We start from the raw sequence: 20,056 nt of genomic DNA on the forward strand, positions 1-20,056 counted from the left end.
CAAACAATGAAATTACCATATCAGAGATCGTCCGCCCCGTCCATGTCCGCCATCATGAAAAAACAATGTAAAAAAATCGCCCCCCTCTTTTCCATCGTTAACCTTTATGAAATGGGCAATGAGGCTGTCCCAAAAGTAAAAAGGTCGTACAAAAGGATGATCGATAGAGAATGTTGCCGTGCATGTATCTTCTTACGATGCTATACGGTACTGAAACCTGAATAGGTAAACCCGTTATAGGGTGGTTTCAGGACCGTATGAGGCAGTCTCCAGAAGATACATGCACTTTTTCTAAATCGATCACCTTGTACGACTCTACCTTATGAGACAGCCCCATTTTGTAAATTAATTCCCTTTGGAGTCAGTCGGACTTACTGCTTCGGTCGGCGAATCTCTCGTATAAATAGTCTACGATATGCATCGCTTCCATCCGGTCTTTCGCGCCGTGCTTCTCGATTCCATGCTTCATCTGCAGCAGGCAGCCCGGATTGCTCGTCAAAAGGTAACGGGCGTTCGTTGCATTGGCGTGCTCCATTTTATGCTCGAGAATTTGCCCCGCCATCTCCGGCTGGGTAACGTTGTAGATGCCCGCCGAGCCGCAGCAGCGGTCCGAATCCTTCATCTCGCAGAAATGGGCGCCCGTCACTTGGTTCATCAGTTCTCTCGGCGCAGTCGAGCTCTTCATGACGTTGCGCAGATGACAAGAGTCCTGGTAGGTGATCGTCACCGGAGCCGCGGCCGCGGCGGCATCCGCTTCGGCAAACTCGGGAATGCGGCCTTTCTCCACAAGCAGCTTGCTGACGTCGACGACGCGCGGAGCGAACCACTCGCCAAGCTCGCGATATTCCGGGTCTCCGCTTAGCAGATGATCGTATTCGACGAGCAGAGCTCCGCACCCGCCGGCATTGGAGACGATGTACTCGACGCCCGCCTCGCGAAACGCCTTGACGTTGACGCGGGCCAAATCTCTCGCTTGATCCATCTCGCCGCTATGGGCATGAAGAGCGCCGCAGCACACCTGAGTCTCGGGGATCACGACCTCGAAGCCGGCCTCGGACAGCAGCTTAACCGTATTGACGTTCGTGTCCGCGAACATGACGTCCATAATGCAGCCGCGGAACAGCGCAACGCGAGCGACCTTCTCCCCCTTCGCCGGATAGACTGTGCCGAGCCGCTCGACGACGCCTTTGCCGGTGGCGTCGGGCAAAATTTGCTCCATCTCGCGCAGATGCTTCGGAAACAGCTTCATGATGCCGGTTCCCCGGGCGATCTTGCGCAGGCCGGACTTCTGATAGAGTGCAAGAGATCGCCCCAACCACTTGAGCCTGTTCTGATGAGGGAACACGCCTTTGAACATCAGCTTGCGAATGCCTTTGATCGGCGCGCTGTGTTCGGCATGGTCCTCGATTGCGTCGCGGGCCTGCTCAATCAGTTGACCGTATTTCACGTCCGCCGGACACGCCGGCTCGCAGGCCCGGCAACCGAGGCAGTGGTTCATCTGGTCCTGGAACGCCTGATCGGGATCCATCAGCCCGTCGGCCACCGCTTTCATGAGCGCGATGCGGCCGCGCGGCGATTCCGGCTCCAGTCCGGTCTCCCGGAACGTCGGACAGGCGGGCAGACAGAACCCGCAGCGCATGCAGTTCGTCAGTTGGTCGTAATCCAGCTTGGCGAGCAGCGTCTGCGCCATCGGGTTGGCATGCTGAATGTCCGGCTTCCGCTTAATTGTCGTAGATGCGCCTGGATTAGCCATGCTGAATGACCACCCTTTTTCTCGTTTCCTTGGCGAAAATTTTGCCCGGATTGAGCAGATTGTCCGGATCGAACGCCCGCTTGATGCCTTTCATAACCTCGATGCCCGCACTGCCGATCTTCCATTCCAGGAACGGCGCCTTGACCAGCCCGACGCCGTGCTCGCCGGTAATCGTGCCGCCCAGATCGATCGCCGCCTCGAAAATTTCCTCGAACGCCTGCTCCACGCGATGAACCTCTTCCTGATCCCTGGCGTCCGTCGTCGCCGTAGGGTGCAGATTGCCGTCTCCGGCATGGCCGAACGTGGCGATCGAAACATTGTATTTGCGGGCGATATCGTTGATTCGCAGCACCATGTCGGCGATGCGCGAGCGCGGTACGGTCGCGTCCTCCAATATCGTCGTTGGCCGAAGTCGCGCGAGCGCGGTGAAGGCGCTGCGGCGCGCCGTCAGCAGCTTCTCCGCCTGCTCCCTCGTCTCCGCCACTTCAAGCCGGTCCGCCTGCTCCGATACGCAAATTTCCCTGATCAGATCGATGTCGCGTTCCACTGCCTCCGGATCTCCGTCCTGTTCGATCAGCAATATCGCTTCCATATCTCTCGGCAGTCCCAGCTTGGCGAAATCGTCGACGACGCGAATCGTCGGATTGTCCATAAACTCCAGCGTCGCGGGGATGATCTTCGCCTCGATGATTCGGGACACCGTTCTCGCCGCTCCGTACAGGTCCTTGTACATCGCCAGCATCGTTTTTTTGCTTTTCGGCGGCGGGACAAGCTTCAGCGTCGCTTCGGTAATGATCGCCAGCGTGCCTTCCGAGCCGACAAGCAGCTTGGTCAGATCGTAGCCGGCGACGTCCTTCATCAACTTGCCTCCGGTGCGGATGATCTCGCCGTTAGCGAGCACCGCTTCCAGTCCGATGACGTAATCCTTGGTCGTCCCGTATTTTAGTCCGCGCAGCCCTCCCGAGCATTCGGCGATATTGCCGCCGAGCGTCGAAATTTTCATGCTGCTCGGATCGGGCGGGTAGAACAGTCCGAGCGATTCGATATGCGCGGTAAATTCCGCCGTAATGATGCCTGTCTGCGCAGTCGCCGTCAAATTTTCCATGTCTACTTCCAGAATGCGGTTCATCCGGTGCATAACCATGACGATTCCGCCTTCAACGGGCACTGTGCCTCCGCACAAATTGGAGCCGGATCCCCGAGAGACGATGGGAATGCGATATTCGGCCAGCACCTTCATAATTTCGGACACTTGCTTCGTGCTTTCGGGATAAATAACGCCGTCGGGCAAGCTTTGCAGCATCGGCGTTCCGTCGTAGGAGTGGGCTACGAGCGATTGCCGGTCGTCTTTGAAATGTTGGTCCCCTACGATCTGCCTCAAACGTCGGGTAACGGCAGCATCCAGCATGCGGGAATCCTCCTTAATTGATCGAAAATTAGTCAGGTCATCTGATGACTTTGTGTTCATTATATTTCAATTTTGTAGTATTGTATAGACTGTAGAGCATTGAAGTTTCGTTGGGCGAGACCGTGGCCCGATCATCCCATATCCAAAAGAGATCAATTTGCGGCGATAGAGGAGACTTGAGCATGCGGCAGATGAAAATAGAAACGCCCAAGGGGCATGAACTGGTTGCGGAGGATATTTTGCGCCGCATTCGAGAAGGAGAGTGGCAGCCGGGGCTGCGCCTTCCTTCGGTGGTCGAGCTGGCGGAGGCTTACGGCGTCGGCCGATCCACGATAAGGGAGGCGGCCAGCGCGCTTAAGGCGATGGGCTGGCTGGACGTAAGACACGGGGGCGGCACATTCGTTAAGGAGGAGCTTCCGAACGAAACGAAAAGCGGAGCGGAACGGCTGTTTCAAGGAGCCGATTCGCTGATCGAGCTGCTTGAGGTTCGCCGCACGCTGGAGATCGGAGCGGCTTCGCTGGCCGCGGAAAGACGGACGTCCGCAGACGTGGCCAAGCTGCGCAGGCTGATCGAGACGATGGAATCGTGCCTCGAGCGCAACGACACGGCCGAAGGCGAGCGCGCCGACGCGGAATTCCATATGGCGATCGCGGCTGCAGCGGGCAACTCCTTGTTCGTGCAACTGATGGAATCGCTGTCCGACCGCTTCGCCGGATCGATCCGTCAGACGCGCGAGCTGTGGTTTTATAGGGAGAAGGCGACCGCCTCGCGCCTGCTGGACGAGCATCGCTCCATCTTCGAAGCGATCGAAAAAGGCGACAAGCAGCGGGCGACCGAGCTTGTCTCCGCGCATCTGAGCAAAGTCGAGCATGTGCTCAGGGAAGCTTTGTCGAAGTAGCAACATTCCCCCTTCCGACCCGCCCGCCGATTGAACCCAAAAGCCCCCGGCTCCGCACGGCTTGCCGCGTTCGGAACCGGGGCGTTTGATTTTAGGCGAAACGCGTCCACCCTTCGATTGTCCGGGCGATATCCGTCCCCTCGTTGATCATTCGGATAATTTCCTCGTTAATGAGCTGTCGGGAGGAATTCCACTTCTCGCTGAGGTAAAACCCGCTCGTCTGAACGACGCTCAATTCCTCGATATATCTGCGCCATATCGGGTGATCCGTAAACCCGCTACGCTCGGCAAGCGAGTTCGTAATCGGCAGCGTGTAAGTGTAACCATGGCGGAACGATTCGGGTCGCTCCAATACATAATGGCGCAGAAATTCCCAGGCAAGATCGCGATTCGGCGAATTCGCGCTGATTCCGGCGGCCCCCATGTAAATCATGTTGGAATTGTCGGCGCCTGGCATTCGAGGCAGCCCCACAACGCCGAACTTGGCCTCCAATCCGTTATGAGCAATCCCTCCCGCAAACCAGGCAAAGCCGAAGATGAGCGCGAACCCTTCGTGCAGCTCTCCCGCCTCGGACGGCTCGCCTGGCCTGCGAATGACCTTGTGAACTCGGTATGCGTCGACCAGTCTGCGGTACGCTTCGATTACAGCGGGCTGGTCCGCATAACCTCTGGAGGTCAAACCGTCCGGAGAGACATAACGTCCTCCGTTGCGCATGACGAACGGCTCGATCTCCTCGACGTCCACCCCAAAGCCCAAGCCGAACTGGGTGCCCACTCCCTGCTCGTTGCGTAACGTCAGCTTTTTGGCCGTCTCCATCATTTCGTCCCAGGTCCAGCCTTCCTGTGGATAAGGAAGACCGGCTTTATCGAAGATCTCCTTGTTGTAAACGATCAGCGGAAGCGCCACATCCACCGGCAGCCCCGGAAGCGTTCCGTCTTTACAAGCGACGCGCATGACGCCGGGATTCAAATCCTCCTTCAGTCCGGGCGTCTCCGCTACGTGCGGCAGCAGATCTGCCAACAGGCCTTTGCGGTTGAAGATCGCCCAGCCCCCGGACTCGACAATGTCCGGCGACTCGTCGGATTTAAGCGCTTGGAACGTTTCATAGTGATCGGCGGCTTGCTCGATCGTAATGCTGACGTCGGGCCGCTCTTTCTCGAAAGAGGCTTTGGCGTCGAGCAAATTGTACAAGTTCTGGAACTCGGTCATAATTCTAAGATTCGTCGCGCTCATCAACAGATCGTTCCCTTCTCTATTTCCTTGATCGTTTTCTCCAAATAACCAATCGCCGACGCTTCGAAAATTTTCGCCTTCTCCAGCAGTTCGGCGCACTGTTCGCACAATTCCGCACCCATCAGCTCCGACGTTTTGACAAACGGGACCGTCTCTTCAAGCTCGGCTAGAGCATGGCCGACCTGCTCGTATGCTTCGGAAGCCAGTAGAGCGAATCTCATCGCATCCCCTTCGAACGGAACGGTTCGCAGATACCCGGCGGCATAGCTTCTCGTCCGAGAATACACATAAGCAAGCTGCCCCATACCATACCGGTTGGGCGGAGAGCCCGGGCCGCGCCGCAGATGCCCGATCCATACGTCGTAAGCCGCCAATCCCGTCGAGTATCTTAGGTAAGAAGTCATCGGACAGTATGCCCGTCGGTCTTTCGCGAACGCCACGGCGAATCGGACCGCCTTCTCCGCTAGGCGGCGCCGCTTCGACTGCCGAGAAACTGACGGAACTTGTCCGTTGTCCGCTTGGCGTGTCAAGGCGGCCAAAAATCGAACCGGGTTGTCTGTTACGTCATCGTAGCTCAGCGTTTTCCCTTCCGTGCGCATCGCATCAGTCAGATGCACAACCCGACGCTCATCGTCGTAGCCATAGATCAACGACCACTCGTGAACGAACGGTCTAGCAGCCGACGTGTCGAAATACAAAACTGGCCTGCCGCTGTCGATCGTTTGACGGATAAAGGGCAGGACCGCCTCTTCAATCGGCAGAACGACGGGAAATTTCTCGACTGCTCCCAGCAGCGGCACCGGAAAATCGGAAAGCTGACCGCAGACGAGCGCAGCCTCGTACCCTAGATCTCGGGCTAATGAAACGAGTGTCTCTCGCCAATCGAACATATAGACTCCGTCTGAGAACGTTGTTTTATCGGATATCTGCATCCGAAAGGCAAAACCCGATAAGCCCATCAGTTCCGTCATGTCCTGCGAATCTCCCATCATTGCCATCATATGCCCCAGCCGGTCGACCAAGGTCGTCGGCACGAAAGCGTGCGAAGGCCATTCCGTAAGCTTCAGCATCTTACACCCGGCCAAAACGGCCCCTCCTTTCTCGGGAGGCAGGCCAAGGGAGACCCGGATTTGTTCTTGCCGGAGCTTCTGTCGCGAGCGGTGAATGTACGTATAGATGGAGCCAGTCGTCATGCCGTACATCGCTGCGATTTCATCCGGACTCAACTGTTTAAAGAAGAAGGCTTCAAAAATCGTTCTCTCCTTCTTCGTCAAGCAATGCAGCACCGAATGAATCGTCTCGTACATTTCCTTGCGCATCAGATGCTCTGCAGGGTCCTCCTCCTTCATCGCGGCTTTGCCGGCGGAGCGCGTCAGATGGTCCAGAATGCTGTCCAAGCTGTCCCAATCGACGCTCCCCCTCTCCCGCGCTTCGAACGATGCGAACGGCTTCTCTCTGCGGTGCGGTCCGCCGCGCCTTAAACGCATGTTCGCCTGGTTCCGAACGATCCGGTGCAGCCAGGGCAGAAAACGATTCGCGTCCTGAAGCGATCCGATGTGCATAAAGGCGCGAATCAAAGCATCCTGCACAATATCGTCGGCCAGATGCGGATCTCCGGTTATTCGTTCGGCCCAGCCTTTGGCTCGGCTTCGGTGCCGCTCGATCAGTTCCCCGAATGCCTCCGTATCTCCGGCACGCGCTCGTTCCGCCAGCTCTCTTCCCGGGTCGGCGCCTTCTCTGGCCTCCTCCTCATTTTTCGCATTCTCCCGATCAAGCCCGTTCCCGTCTCTCATCCCGATCTCCCCTGTTCCAGCCGCCCCTCAAAGAAAGAGATGCCGAAAGCCGTATTCATTTGAACATTTTTAGGAAAAGTTCATTTTTTTTATTCAATCCCTTATACTCTCCCGGCGCCCATTTGTCGCTGCCCTGATTCAGATCATTTTTCCTCCAATCGATCCGATCCGTCTTCATTCGAGCAAAATAGTAATCTTTTCCTCCGACGATCCAACATCCTTTTCTCCAGGAACTCTGTATGATGAAAATCGTTATGAAAATTCATTTGCAGAAGGAGCAAGAAGCCGTAAAAATGATGAGACACACGTATTTGGAGCCTGCCGTTTTGAATGTCGTGTTCGCACTGCGGGTCAAAGCCGCCAGCAAAGCAAAAGCGTTCGAGTCCGCCATGTGCCAATTGAGCGAAAGAAACCTGTGCCTGGACCGTATCCGGTTAGCTGACGAGCAAGGCAAGACGATCTGGTTCTCGGTGGAGCGGGTCGAAGCGATCCGTTGGACGGCTGTCGTATCGACCGGGTTCAGCCATCAGTTTCAGGTTCACGGCCAAATCCGGCTCGAGATCGCACCTGAGCGGAGTGCCGCAACCCCTCTGCCGCTCCCGCCGTCCGGCGACTACCGCTTTCCCGGCTCCAGGCTGTCGGATAAGCCCATATGGGTCATCCCGACCGTCGGAGAGCCGGCATTCGCGCACGTGCTTAATCAAACTTTGGAACGGCGTCTGCCCTGCAGCACCTTTTCCCTGACAAGCGCCGTTTGAAGCGAGGCTTTGAAGAACGACAAACAGAATAGTTTTCTATGATCATACAAAAGAATGGCGGAACAAGGAGACTCTCCCTGCTCCGCCGTTTTTAGTTTTTGAATGATCGAACTATTTACTGCCTCCCTATTGCCCATTTGAGTTTATGCCCTACGAAGAGACCTCCGCGAGGGAAGTTAGTCGGAAAACCGTACAAAGCTGCTCGAACCAGGCTGATATGCGGACATTTGGTAGCAATATCGTACAAAGCAATTCAATTCAGGCTTAAACGACGAGCAACTGTAGGAAAAAACGTACAATTCGTCTAAAATCAAGGGTTTCGACAAGCCTATTCCTCCAGAACGATCGGATGAAAGCTGGAGGAGATCCACACCGCTCCGACGCCGCAGCCGTAAAACCCGTTTCCGCGGTAAGTGCGGAAGAAGTAGCCCTGCAGATCCTGCGTCACGGTCGGGTCGACTTGGATGCTGGAGAACGGAATGACCTGAATCGAGTTCCAGCGATCCGTTCCGATGGCGGTATAAGCCTCCCATTGTCCGTTATAGCCGCTGTTCTGGGCCGGACCACTGTATTCCGGCTTCAGCGCCTTGGCGTTGTTGAAGAAGACGTAGTACGACGCGGCGGCCGGATGGCCGGTAATGAACGTCTCGTTATCGTCTTCCGCTCCGCTTGCCCACCATTCGCCGCGCGCTGCCGCAACCATCATTTTCCACACAACAAACCGTCCTTTCCTCTCGTCAAACCTTATAAGGCATACGAAGAAAGGATGATGACGGCCAAATGTTAACGAGAATAGGATCTATCGCCTTGCTCGGCCTGATGCTCGGACAAGCGCTGCCTGCTCACGCGCAGACGGGCGGCGCGCCGGATATCTACATAGACGGAAAGAAGCTCGTGCTGCCTGTCGACCCGGTCATCACGGGAGGAACTACGCTTGTCCCGATGCGCGCGGTCTTCGAATCGCAGAAAGCCGAGGTTCGGTGGTCGAACGCCACTCAGACGGTAAACGCGGTGAAAGGCGACATCCTTCTCACCTATCGCATCGGAGAAAAAACGGCTAAACTGAACGGCAAAACGGTCCCGCTGCCGCAGCCGGGATCCCTGATAAACGGAACGGTCATGCTGCCGCTGCGCTTTGTCGGCGAATCGTTAGGCAATGTCGTGCAGTGGCACCCTGCGCTTAACGACATTTCGATCTCCACCCTTCGGGAATTTCGCAATTCCGTCGCTTACGGCGTGAACCTGCGAACCGAGCCCGACAACGGCCCCGATACTCCGATCCGCGGCATGCTGGCCAAGGGGGAGAAAATCCAGGTGCTTCGCGAGATCGATGCGAAGTGGCTGGAGGTTCGCACGCTGGACGATCGGATCGGTTTCGTCTCGGCCAAGCCGCTGTACACCGATTACACGAGTCCCGAGCTCGCCAAGCTTCAAGGCGAAGAGCTGATCACCTTCGGCTCGCAATACATAGGCACGCCTTACGAATTCGGCGCCGCGCTTGGTCAGACCGATACGTTCGACTGCTCATCCTTCGTGCATCACGTTTTCGAGGAAGTGCTGTCCATCGACCTGCCGCGCGTCTCCTACAATCAGGCGAAGGAAGGCCGCGAGGTCGGATTGGACGAGCTTCGCGTGGGGGATCTATTATTTTTTGGAGCACGTGGGCTTGAAATCGGACACGTCGGCATCTATGCGGGGGACAATCGGATCCTGCATACCTTCTCCAAGGATAAGGGCGTTCACTTCGGCGATTTCGACGACAAGTGGAAAAAAAGATTCGTCACAGCGCGTAGACTGATTTAGTCAGAAAGCGCGCTAAGGAGCTGTTGGGGAAGTAAACCGGGTCGAACTAAATGATTATCGATGGATGCATGAGAATGAGCATCTATCTCCTTCCTATGCTATACGATTCTGAAATGAGAACGGTAAACCCGTTAAGAGGTGATTTCAGAATCGTATGAGGCATTCTCCCGAAGATTGATGCTCACCTTGTTTCATCGATAATCTTGTACGCCCTTACTTTTATGGGACAGCTCCTTCTTTTCGTCGTTACTCCGACAGCACCTCGAACTCCTTCAACATCTGATAGAACCGGGCGCCGTGCCCTTCGGACGCTTCGAAGAAATACTTCTCCGTAATCGCAAAGCTGCCGTTCTTTCCATTGTCTACGGTGTAGATGACGACAACCTCGCTGTCCCATTCCTTTCCGGCCAGCGCCCGGACCATGTAGCCCTGTACCGGCTCCGATACCTTCTCGACTTTGCGCACGTCCACGTACTTGCCGGACAATTCCCCGCTCAAGCGTTTGATCAGGTCTTCCGGCTTCACGTCCTTAACCTGCTCGATCGTCATCGACACTTCGGGATATCGCTCGGGCAGCGGCTCCTTCGTCGTAATGACGTCCTTGCCGCCCTCTTGAACGAGCTTGTAACGTTCCTGATCGTAGTAGATGACGTACTTGCTCTCCTCGTTCTGATGGAGCTTCTGGTCCGTCTCTTCCTTCTGGCCCTCCACTTCGACCTCGACTTTCTTCTCCGGCGCGAACCACTGTTTGACGTCTTTCATAAAAGCCGTTCCGGCCGGCATCGCCAGGAAGATCCCGAAAGCCATAAAAGCGACGGCGACCCCCATTGCAATTTGTAATTTTCTCATCGATCGTTTGCCCTCCCCGGTGTAATGTCTCGGTGCCCGCGCTCTTGTTTCCGCTCTCGACGGCGTCGCCGGCTCATCGTCCAGCCTCGCTTCGATCCGGTCCCATAGCTCCTCCTTCGTCTCCTCGGCGTAACGGCTCTTCTCGAGCAGCGTGTCTTTAAGATTCCGTTCCATAGCGTTCGCCTCCCAGTCCTTTCTTCATCTTTTCCCGTCCCTTAAGCAAGCGCGATTTCAGCGTATTCAAATTCACGTCCAGCATGTCGGCGATTTCCTTCTCGCTGTAGTCGTGCAAATATTTCAAAATCAGCGGAATGCGATACAGATCGTCCAGCGACTGCAGCGCTTCGTACACGTCCACCGATACATCGGGCAGCTTCTGTTCCACGCCGATTTTCTCAAGCTGTTCGCTTAGCGGCACGACCTTTTTCTCCCGTTCCATCACCCTGTAGCACTCGCGGAGCAAAATACAATAGAACCATGGCTTAAACGGCTTGCTCCTGTCGTACTGCCAGATGTTCCGATATATCCGAAGGAACGTTTCCTGCACCGCGTCCTTCGCCCACTCCTCGTGTTTCGTCACAAGCTTGGCGGTGCGCATCGCATAGTCGAAATATTCGTCGTACAGCGACCGAAACGCGCTGCGATCTCCTTGGAGAATGCGTTCGATCAACCGATTGTCCACTCGAATCCCCTCTTTCCTGCTGTTCTATAAGTATTACCCGGCGAAAAAGCGGAAAGTTTGCTGTCGGATGAAAAAAGATAAAAAAACTCGCGCATAAGAGATTGGCGGAACGACAAAAGCCCGCCGGAAACCCGGCGGGCTGAAGAAAAACGAATGTCGCGGCTATTACGTCTCCGTCATCACCCCGCCGTTGACATGAAGCACTTGTCCGGTGACGTAGGAGGAATCGTAGGAGGCTAAATAGACGTACGTCGGAGCCAGCTCGAACGGCTGTCCGGCACGCTTCATCGGCGTCTCGAGCCTGAACGTCTTCACGTATTCGGCTGAGGAAAGTGATTGGCACCTGCCGGCACTTCGTTTCTTGCCCGTAATACGGATATCCGGGAACCGTCGAATAACCCTCCATCTACCGAACTGATAGCAGGGGAGACAGCTTCGAGATTCCCTTGATTTTAATCGGGGTTATCGCAAAATTGCGTACACTTCAATCTCGACAAGGAGCCGAGGGTCGATTAGCGCTTGCACCTCAACCATTGTCGCGGCAGGTTGAACCTCCTTGAAAAACTCGCCGTGCGCCTTGCCGATTTCTTCCCACTTGGAAATATCCGTGACAAACATTCTCGTCCTGACAACGTCCGACATGCCGGAGCCTAATTCAATGAGAGCCTGTTCTATCGTTTGCAGGATGAACTTCGTTTGTTCATAAGGATTGCCGACGCCTACTACTTCGCCGTCTTTCATCGCCGTCGTTCCCGCAACCTCGATTCTGTCCCCGATCCGTATAGCTCGGCAGTACCCTACAAGCGGCTCCCATGGCGACTCTGTAAATACTCGTTTTCTATTCATTGTTCTCCTCCATGGCTGTCGAACCTTCTCGCAACTTGCGTCGGAGGCAGGCGAAAATGTGACAGTCTTTTTCCGATACATAATGTATCATTCATTTAGAAATAGCGATTCGAGCTTATCATCCCTGTTTAACGAGGTGAAGCAATGTCCATTACATCTATGCCCTGCTATGTCTTCCATAACGATTCGGCTGCTACGATGCGGCTCGCGAACAAGTTCGGCGCGTATTTCGGAAAGCTTCCGAGGCATAGGCGCATCGTTGTCGTCTGTATCGGCACCGATCGCTGCACGGGAGATTCGCTAGGCCCTCTGACGGGCACCATGCTCGGTAAGTACCGCTCTTCGGAATTCGATATTTTCGGCACGTTGGAAAATCCCGTTCATGCGATGAATCTCGCGGATACGATGGACAAGCTGCAAATGCTGTTCGACGATCCGTTCGTCATCGGCGTCGACGCCTGTCTCGGACAAGCTTCCAGCATTGGCGCCGTAATGGTTGGAGACGGCCCGCTGCGACCGGGTGCAGGCGTCAATAAGCAGCTGCCTCCGGTTGGCGACATTCACGTATCCGGCATCGTGAACATCGGTGGACTGCTCGGGTATCAAGCCTTGCAGAGCACTCGGCTGCATCTGGTGATGAGCATGTCCGGCCTGATCTCCCGCAGTCTGCTCATCGGAATTCGCATGTCGGCAAATCGCGCGATTAGACCGGCTGTTCCTTGAAATCTAAGAGGCTGTTCCGCAAGTGTAGCACAGCTGTACGAATTGTTTATCGAGAATGAGCGTTGTATGCATCTATCTCCCTCCGATGCTTTTTTCGCTTCTTGATAATCTTGTACGACGCGCTTACGGAACAGCCTCTTAACTTGTCTATTGATTCAATATGAGCTGCATGCCCTGAGCTCTGAGTCGATCGTACGAAATCGCCCACTCTCTGAACTCTTCATACGTCTCTTCCGAGATTCCGAACGCCTCTTTCATGTCCATTACGATCTGTTTTTCCTCATCGCAATAGTCTCCGTCCGCATAAGCAAGCAGCAGAATTTCCAGAAAAAAGAGATGCTGAACCTGTCGGTCCGTAATCTCGGACAATACTTCCTTCAGCGCTCTCGTCGGCTTAACGATTCGCAAATCCTCGAGCCCCAGCTCGAAGCCTACAGACTGCAAATACCTCTTCTCGTTGCCGCTGACAAAACCGTCCGCATTGGCGACGGCATGAGCCAGCTCCATGAAAATTTCCCGATGCTCTCTTCCCTGTAAAAAATGCAAAAACAACCGCAGTCAGCTCCTCGTATCGCCAGATGTGATCTTGCTTCATCTTGCACCGAAATCGGTTGTTTTTCAATAGCGTTGACGAACTTTTCGCGAAGTTTTAGATAAGTGAGGGAATAACGGAGACCCCATCCGTTAAGCAAGAACTGCGGTCTTATCCCTTAGAGGGTCCAAAAATCCTTCTAACCGCCTCCAAGTAACCGAACCCGTGAACCGTGTCCGGCTCCAGGTAGCTGCCCTCCGTCCATTCGTTCCAGGCGTTGATCGTGACGATGTTCAAGCCGTCGCTTTTCTCTTCCGCCAGCGCCTTGGTCCGTCTGAGCGCCGTTTCGAATTCCGCGGGTGTATTGCCGCCGGCCGTGGCCATGTATTGGTAGCCGATCGGCTCGTACTTGTCCGACTGCACCGTGCGCGGACTCGTGTCCCAGCCCATCGTAACGTTCGGAAAATAAGGCAGCTGAAACTCGTCCGCTAGCGCGGACATTTTGGCGACGGCTTCGTCCCGCCAAGCCCCGTAGTCCGATTGCGGGAACTCCGGAAGCCCGGCGTGATGAAGCCATACGTAGGAGGTGACCGAATCGAAGCCGAGCAGGTCGAGCAGCTCGTTCGGATTGTCGATGCGCTTCTCCCCCGGCAAAATCTGCACGCCCCAGACGACCGCGTTCAGATGAAGCTCGCCCAAGCCCGCTTGGCGCACGCGCTTCCGGAATTCGCCGAGAATCCGCTTCGTCTCGTCCAAGCCGCCCAAGCCTTCGACGAGGTTCATCAGCTCGTAGATCGAGAAGTACAGTCCGCCCCCGACTCTCCAGTAGGACGGATGGCGAAAATAACGCTCGATCATATGCTCGGTCGCCGCGACGAACGCCTGCTCCGACACCTTGCCGGAGGCGAGCGTCGCCGGCTGCAGCGCCCGAGTCAGCGGGTGAATGTCGATCCAGTCGTGATTCGCCCACATGAGCGAAAACTTCAGTCGGTCCGCGTTGCCCGCCTGCAGAAATCCTTCCTCCAGCCCCCTATGCAAGTATGGACCGTCCTCGTACCAATACCAGTCGAAAATAAAGCAATCGATGCCGTGGTCCGCCGCGGCGTTGATTTTGCGCGCCATCGCCTGCGGATCGGATTCGTCTTCGTAACCCCAGAGCGGCACCTTAGGCTGCGCATGGCCTGCGAACCGGGGCTCCGCCCGCTTCACCAGCTCCCATTCGGTCCACCCCCGGCCATGCCACTTGTCGTTGCGCGCATCGGGATGATAATTCGGAAAATAATATACGGCCACTTCCGTTTTCGTTTTCACTCGGGATTCCCCTTTCTAATCCAGCTATTTCTCGCCTATCCCTACTGTCGTCCAGCCTTACTCCTTCACGCTGCCCAGCGTAATCCCCTGAATGAAATGCTTCTGAAGAAACGGATACAGCAGCAGAATCGGCAGCGCAGCCAGGAAAATCTGCGCCGCCTTCGTCGTCTGGTCGGAGATTTGCGACAGCGTCTTCAATTCCTCGGTCGTTGTCATCAGGCTCGGATCGCGATTAATGACGACCGACTGTAAATACGTCTGCAGCGGAAAATGCTCCGGCTTGTTCATATAGATCAACCCGTCGAACCAGGAATTCCAATGGCCGACGCAGATGAACAGCAGCAGCGTGGCCAGCGCGGGCTTCGCAAGCGGAACGGCGATCCGCCACAGCACCGACCAATGCCCGGCTCCGTCTACGAACGCCGCCTCGTACAGCTCCTTCGGCTGCGAGCGCATGAAGTTGAGCAGCAGAATGACGTTAAAGACGGGAACGGCTCCCGGCAGGACGAGCGCCCAGATCGAATCGAGCAAGCCGAGCTGCTTGACGACCATAAACACGGGGATCAGACCGCCGGAGAACAGAATCGTCACGACGAAAAACCAGGCGTATACCGAACGCCACCGGAACTGACGCCTTTCCTTGGACAGCGGGTAAGCGATGAGCACCGTCAGCGTCATGTTAATGATCGCCCCCAGCGCGACCCTCTCCAGCGACACGAGGAAGCTGTCGATGAATTGCGGCTTGTTCAGGGCGTACTTATACGAGGCCAACGTAAAATCGACAGGCCACAGCTTCACGAAGCCGGCCGTGGCGGCGGAGCTGGCGCTGAACGAGACCGCGAGCACGTGGATGAGCGGCAGCAAGCACAACAGCGCGGATCCGCCAAGGAAGACGTAGTTCGCCCAATCGAACGCTCGTCTTCCGAATGCGTTTTTGTAGATCATCCGTATCCCTTCTTCGTTTAGAAAATTCGGTAGTTCGCCAGCCGGTAGGCAAGCGTGTAGGAAATCGTAATCAGGATCAACGAAATGACCGATTTGAACAGACCGACTGCGGTTGCCAGACTGTACTGCGCGTCGACGAGCCCGATTCGATAGACGAGCGTGTCTATAATGTCCCCCGTGCTGTACACTTGAGGACTGTACAAATTGAACACCTGGTCGAAGCCCGCGTTCAGAACGTTGCCGAGGCTGAGCGTCAGCATCAGCACGATGATCGGCATCATTCCCGGCAGCGTGACGTGGATCGTCTGCTTGATCCGGCCCGCTCCGTCCATGACCGCGGCTTCGTACAAGGTCGGATTGATCGAGGTGATGGCGGCCAGAAACACGATCGTCGAGAAGCCGAACTCCTTCCAGATGTCGGAGACGACCAGCACGTAAGGGAACCATTTCTCATCCCCCAGGAAAAAAACGGGCCCAAGGCCGAAATACCCGAGAAAGGAATTGACGATGCCCGAGGACGGCGACAAAATATCGATCAGCACGCCGCCCAGAATGACCCACGATAGAAAATGGGGCAAATAGACCATCGTTTGGACCGAACGCTTAAACGCCGTCCGGCGCACTTCGTTCAGCAGCAGCGCGAAGAGAATCGGTACGGCCAGCCCCAGGACGATTTTCATCGTCGCGATCCAGACGGTGTTGCGCAGCACCGAGCCGAAGTTCGGCAGTTGAAACAAATAGCGGAAATGCTCCAGACCGACCCATTCCGAACGGAAGAAGCCCTTGGTCGGAATAAAATGCTCGAAGGCGATCGCGATGCCCGTCATCGGGTAATAGCAGAACGCGAGCACGAACAGGACGCCGGGCAGCAGCATCAGGTGCAGCGAAGCTTCGCCGCCTTGCTTTTCGCGGATCTTCAAATTCCGTACCTCCTATCGTTGCGCGGGAAAGAAAAGGAGGGGATCGCCCCCCTCCCTTCGGCTTATTTGGATGCCGCCCACTCGTTCACTTCGTTGGTGATCTCTTCCCCGCCGAGCTTGTTCCAATTGGCGACGAATGTATCGAACGTATCGATCGATGCGGCGTTCAAAATGATTTTGGTGAATGTCTCCAGCTCGAGCGTATCGAGCGTAGAGCCCTTCTTCAGCATCGTCTCCGTAGGCGCGCCCAGGAAGCCGTTCAACGTCACCTGCCCGTTATTGTCGTAACCGTCCTCCACGCTGAGCGCCCCTTCCGGTCCCGACCATTTGTAGCTGCCCCAGAACGCTTCGTCTCCGGCCAAGTACTTATTGATGCTCTCGTAGTTGTCCTTGGCGTCGAACGACAGGCCGGCATCGCTCTTGCTTTCCATTGCCTGCTTGACCCCGCGGTAGATGTTGATGTTCTGCAGCGGATCTTGAGCCGTAACCGCAGCGTAAGCGTACAAGTTCATATTCGTGTCCTCGTTATTGAAAAACCGCTTGTCGCGTCCGTTCGGGCCGTACTGCTTCTCCAAGCTGTAGTTCAGCAGCTTGACGAGCGCTTCGGGGTTTTTGGCCCCTTTCTTCACCGCGTAGAAGAAGACGGCGCCGTTGCCCGCGAGCGAGCTGGCCGACGAGCCGTCGGCGGAGGCGATCGGATAAGGCATCCAGTTCGCCTCCGGGTCGTTCTTGAAGCCGTCCGGCAGCGGCCAGAACGCGTTCCAGTGCTGTCCGTAGAACATGCCGATCTGTCCGGATGTAATCAACTCGTTCACCTTGTTGGCGTCGTAGACGCCGAACTCGGGATCGATCAGCCCGGCCTTGAACATCTCCTGCAGCTTGGCTAGCGCGGCCTTCATCTCCGGCTGAACGGAGCCGTAAGCCAGCTTGCCGTCCGCTCCCGCCACCCATGCCTTCGGATACGCCTTGAAGCCGTACGCCAACCCTCCGATGCCTCCGTAACCGGAATAAATGTCCTTGCCCAGTCCGAGCCCGTACGTTTTCGCCTGGCCGCCCGGCTTTTGCTTGACGAACGCGTCGGCGATGTTCCATACGTCGTCGATCGTTTTCGGCGCGTCCATGCCGACCTTCTTCAGCCAATCCTCGCGAATCCAGATCATCTGGGTGCCGTCGATGACCGAAGCCGTCGAAGGCAGCGCCATCTTCTTGCCGCCGAACGTCGCGGCCGTCCAGCCGACGCCGCCGTCCATCGACAGCGTCGTCTTCGTCAGCTCGGATGCGTACTGCTCGAAGACATCGGTCAAATCCATGATCATGTCCGACTCGATCAGCTTCTGAAGTTGGGTCAGATCGACCGTCACGATGTCGGGAATGTTGCCCGATGCGATGGAGACGTTCATTTTCTGCCCGTACTGGCCTTCCGGAACGGTCCATTCGTTTTTCAGCACGATGCCGAGATCTTCCCGATAGCCCCGATACCATACATTGTTGTCCAGCGATTCGCCTTCGGCGAACGTTACGGTGCTCCCGAGGCTTCGGGCCGTCGTCACCTCGATCGGCGTTTCGTATTTGCCCAGCGGGTCCTGCGTTCCTCCCGTCGCGGCCGGCGAGCCGGATTCGCTCGGAGCCGAAGTTCCGGAGCCCGACGGCGCCGCGCTTCCCGTCGCCTCGCCTCCGCCGCCGTTAGAGCTGCATGCGCTCAGCAGCAGCATGACGGCGATCAGGCCGTATCCCATTTTGCGTTTCATGTGCGTCCCCCTCGATTATGTTGTGGTCTAGATGATCATCTGTTTCTATTGTAGAATCCCGGCGGACGCCGTTAAATCGTAATCTCTCTACTTTCTGTCCCGATCTCTACCTGTTCGGAGACGGGAACGCAACTTCCACCCTCAGCCCTCCGAGAGCGCCACGCGAGAGCCGAAGCCCGGCTTTCTCGCCGAAGCGCAGTCGCAAGCGGCGGTGCACGTTGCCGAGACCCGTCGTTTCCCCGCTTTGTCCCGCCGTCTGCAGCTTGCGCCGCAGCGCCTCCAGGGCGGTATCGTCCAGTCCCGTTCCGTTGTCCTCGACCGCGATGACCGCCTCCTCCTCCGTCAGAAAGAACGACACATCCAACAGCCCGCCTTCGGCCCGTTTTTCCAAGGCATGCACGAACGCATTCTCGATGACCGGCTGAAGGGTCAGCCGCGGAACGGACATCCGCTCGAGGGCTTCCGGCACGTCCTCGAAACGCACGGAAATCCGGTCGTGGAACCGGAATAACTGGATGTCCGTATACGTCCGCGCATGAACGACCTCATCCTGCACGGTCACCTCCTCCGCGCCGTCGCGCGTAATGAAGCGATAATATTCGCCCAAGTACTTCGAGAATTGAGCGACGTTGTCGTTCTCTCCGAATTTCGCCATCCGGTAGATCGTAAAGAAGCTGTTGTAAAGGAAGTGCGGGTTGATCTGCGATTGCAGTTGCTTCAGCTCCGCGGTCTGGGTCCGGTATTTCTGCTCGTACACTTCGTATACAAGCTCCTGCAACTTGCGGATCGTCTGATTGAAATGGCGGTACAAATAAGCGAATTCGTCCTTGCTGCTCCGTTCGATCGATACGTCGAAGTTGCCGTTGCCGACCTGGCGGAAAGCGACGATCATTTTGCGCAGGGGATGATGGACAAGCCGGTAAACGACATAAGAAACTACAGCGATAATTAGCAGGGAGACGAGGGAAACGTAGCGGATGCGGTCCCGGTTCGCTTTGAGCTTGCCCAGCACTTCCTTCTCCGGGACGAACACGGCGAACGTCGCGCCCAGAAACGCAGAGCGTTCGCTGTAATGAAGATAGTCTCCCTGTTCTGTGTGAAGCGTCTCGACGGCGGTCGGCCCGATGCCCCCCGCGGCATCCGCCGCCCGCAGCAGGCTCTCGCGCTCCTCCCCGCTTCCGTCCGAAGCGACTCGCCAGCCATCCTCGGAGCCAAACAGCGCGGCAATGCCGACGCCGTTGTACTTGAATCGGTCCATGGCCGCCGCCAGACGCTCCCGGTCGAGCTCGATCGTCAGCACGAAGGACGGGATCGCCACGCCGAACAGATAGGAATTGGAATAACAGATATAAAGGCGGCCCTTCTCCTCGATCAGCGCCGCAGCGGACGGCCGGACGAACCGCTGCAGCGATTCCCGCTCGGAGTCCGAGATATCGCGGTACGTCTGGTTGGCCGTAATCATCGTGCCCAGGTCCGGCAGGTAAGCGGTCGTATCGGCAATATATTGGCTCATCGATTGGAGCTGAATGAGCTGGCGTTGAATCGCAAGAACGGCTTGCCGCTTCTCTTCGTTGGTCATGATTTCCGAGGCATTGGAGAGCGTGTCCAACTCCGGGGAAGCCGACAGCTGCTGCTGGAACTTGATGACTTGCGACAGCTCGGTCTCGAGGCTGCTCAAATAATAATGCGCCTGAGAGCGCACGGATTCGGCGACGCCGTCCCGCACGCCCGTCGCATCGGAGCGGTTGATCTGCAGCACGATCAAATAAAACGGAAGGACAGCCACGAGCAGGGTGACGACCATTTTCGTATAGATGGATTGGAAGAGGGAGCCGAGAGGCAAGCGAATTTC

General features: G+C 56.3%; 18 protein-coding genes and 1 pseudogene. 4 read left to right on the forward strand and 15 right to left on the reverse strand.

The features are described from left to right. Positions 1 to 361 precede the first annotated feature (361 nt). Positions 362 to 1,753 carry a (Fe-S)-binding protein gene (locus J4772_RS07390; protein ID WP_209074720.1) on the reverse strand — a complete coding sequence of 464 codons (1,392 nt, stop codon included), beginning with the start codon at positions 1,751 to 1,753 and terminating at the stop codon, positions 362 to 364. Beyond that, a complete protein-coding gene (locus J4772_RS07395; protein WP_116059269.1) occupies positions 1,746 to 3,161 on the reverse strand; it encodes an FAD-linked oxidase C-terminal domain-containing protein in 1,416 nt (471 codons plus the stop codon). Before J4772_RS07395 ends, J4772_RS07390 begins: the two co-directional genes overlap by 8 nt. 182 nt (positions 3,162 to 3,343) lie before the next feature. On the opposite strand from J4772_RS07395, the gene J4772_RS07400 reads away from it, so the two are divergent. Then, positions 3,344 to 4,060, forward strand: coding sequence for a FadR/GntR family transcriptional regulator (locus J4772_RS07400; protein WP_209074721.1), 717 nt, complete (start codon positions 3,344 to 3,346; stop codon positions 4,058 to 4,060). 91 nt (positions 4,061 to 4,151) lie between these two features. Here the strand turns inward: J4772_RS07400 and J4772_RS07405 are convergent, their stop codons facing one another. Beyond that, on the reverse strand, positions 4,152 to 5,294 hold the full coding sequence (locus J4772_RS07405; protein WP_209074722.1) for an extracellular solute-binding protein: 1,143 nt from the start codon (positions 5,292 to 5,294) through the stop codon (positions 4,152 to 4,154). Continuing rightward, entirely contained in the window at positions 5,294 to 7,087 is a 1,794-nt protein-coding gene (locus J4772_RS07410; protein WP_209074723.1) for an RNA polymerase sigma factor, read from the reverse strand. Before J4772_RS07410 ends, J4772_RS07405 begins: the two co-directional genes overlap by 1 nt. 239 nt (positions 7,088 to 7,326) lie before the next feature. Between J4772_RS07410 and J4772_RS07415 the strand changes: the two genes are divergently transcribed. After that, positions 7,327 to 7,845, forward strand: coding sequence for a hypothetical protein (locus tag J4772_RS07415; protein ID WP_209074724.1), 519 nt, complete (start codon positions 7,327 to 7,329; stop codon positions 7,843 to 7,845). Between the two features lie 328 nt (positions 7,846 to 8,173). Here J4772_RS07415 and J4772_RS07420 read toward each other — a convergent pair whose 3' ends face one another. Next, positions 8,174 to 8,560: a hypothetical protein gene (locus tag J4772_RS07420; protein WP_209074725.1), complete on the reverse strand. Its 387-nt coding sequence runs from the start codon at positions 8,558 to 8,560 to the stop codon at positions 8,174 to 8,176. A 65-nt stretch (positions 8,561 to 8,625) separates the two neighbouring features. Between J4772_RS07420 and J4772_RS07425 the strand changes: the two genes are divergently transcribed. Then, positions 8,626 to 9,648, forward strand: coding sequence for a stalk domain-containing protein (locus tag J4772_RS07425; RefSeq protein ID WP_209074726.1), 1,023 nt, complete (start codon positions 8,626 to 8,628; stop codon positions 9,646 to 9,648). A 246-nt stretch (positions 9,649 to 9,894) separates the two neighbouring features. Here J4772_RS07425 and J4772_RS07430 read toward each other — a convergent pair whose 3' ends face one another. From J4772_RS07430 to J4772_RS07445, 4 genes and pseudogenes are all read right to left on the reverse strand, one after another. Then, positions 9,895 to 10,671: an anti-sigma factor gene (locus tag J4772_RS07430; protein WP_209074727.1), complete on the reverse strand. Its 777-nt coding sequence runs from the start codon at positions 10,669 to 10,671 to the stop codon at positions 9,895 to 9,897. Further along, positions 10,655 to 11,179: an RNA polymerase sigma factor gene (locus J4772_RS07435; protein ID WP_116065044.1), complete on the reverse strand. Its 525-nt coding sequence runs from the start codon at positions 11,177 to 11,179 to the stop codon at positions 10,655 to 10,657. The genes J4772_RS07430 and J4772_RS07435 overlap by 17 nt, the downstream gene beginning before the upstream one ends. A gap of 165 nt (positions 11,180 to 11,344) precedes the next feature. Further along, positions 11,345 to 11,506: pseudogene (locus tag J4772_RS36945) on the reverse strand (SDR family oxidoreductase); the annotation flags it as partial. Between the two features lie 135 nt (positions 11,507 to 11,641). Next, positions 11,642 to 12,025, reverse strand: coding sequence for a RidA family protein (locus J4772_RS07445; RefSeq protein WP_209074728.1), 384 nt, complete (start codon positions 12,023 to 12,025; stop codon positions 11,642 to 11,644). Between the two features lie 144 nt (positions 12,026 to 12,169). On the opposite strand from J4772_RS07445, the gene yyaC reads away from it, so the two are divergent. Next, complete coding sequence (yyaC, locus tag J4772_RS07450; RefSeq protein ID WP_116065047.1) at positions 12,170 to 12,748, forward strand: spore protease YyaC; 579 nt, start codon at positions 12,170 to 12,172, stop codon at positions 12,746 to 12,748. Between the two features lie 147 nt (positions 12,749 to 12,895). Here yyaC and J4772_RS07455 read toward each other — a convergent pair whose 3' ends face one another. The 6 genes from J4772_RS07455 to J4772_RS07480 all read right to left on the reverse strand — a co-directional run bounded on the left by J4772_RS07455 (position 12,896) and on the right by J4772_RS07480 (position 20,047). Further along, positions 12,896 to 13,300, reverse strand: coding sequence for a tellurite resistance TerB family protein (locus tag J4772_RS07455; protein ID WP_116065048.1), 405 nt, complete (start codon positions 13,298 to 13,300; stop codon positions 12,896 to 12,898). Positions 13,301 to 13,451: 151 nt separating this feature from the next. After that, positions 13,452 to 14,591: a glycosyltransferase WbsX family protein gene (locus tag J4772_RS07460; protein ID WP_209074729.1), complete on the reverse strand. Its 1,140-nt coding sequence runs from the start codon at positions 14,589 to 14,591 to the stop codon at positions 13,452 to 13,454. A gap of 57 nt (positions 14,592 to 14,648) precedes the next feature. Further along, entirely contained in the window at positions 14,649 to 15,536 is an 888-nt protein-coding gene (locus J4772_RS07465; protein WP_209074730.1) for a carbohydrate ABC transporter permease, read from the reverse strand. A gap of 17 nt (positions 15,537 to 15,553) precedes the next feature. Then, complete coding sequence (locus J4772_RS07470; protein ID WP_209077034.1) at positions 15,554 to 16,411, reverse strand: ABC transporter permease; 858 nt, start codon at positions 16,409 to 16,411, stop codon at positions 15,554 to 15,556. 107 nt (positions 16,412 to 16,518) lie between these two features. Next, entirely contained in the window at positions 16,519 to 18,204 is a 1,686-nt protein-coding gene (locus tag J4772_RS07475; RefSeq protein WP_209074731.1) for an extracellular solute-binding protein, read from the reverse strand. 106 nt (positions 18,205 to 18,310) lie between these two features. Further along, positions 18,311 to 20,047, reverse strand: a complete 1,737-nt coding sequence (locus J4772_RS07480; RefSeq protein WP_209074732.1) for a sensor histidine kinase — start codon at positions 20,045 to 20,047, stop codon at positions 18,311 to 18,313. Between the last annotated feature and the right edge of the window lie 9 nt (positions 20,048 to 20,056).

Origin of the sequence: Cohnella sp. LGH (assembly GCF_017671885.1) — a bacterium.
In the GTDB taxonomy this organism is placed as follows: domain Bacteria; phylum Bacillota; class Bacilli; order Paenibacillales; family Paenibacillaceae; genus Cohnella; species Cohnella phaseoli.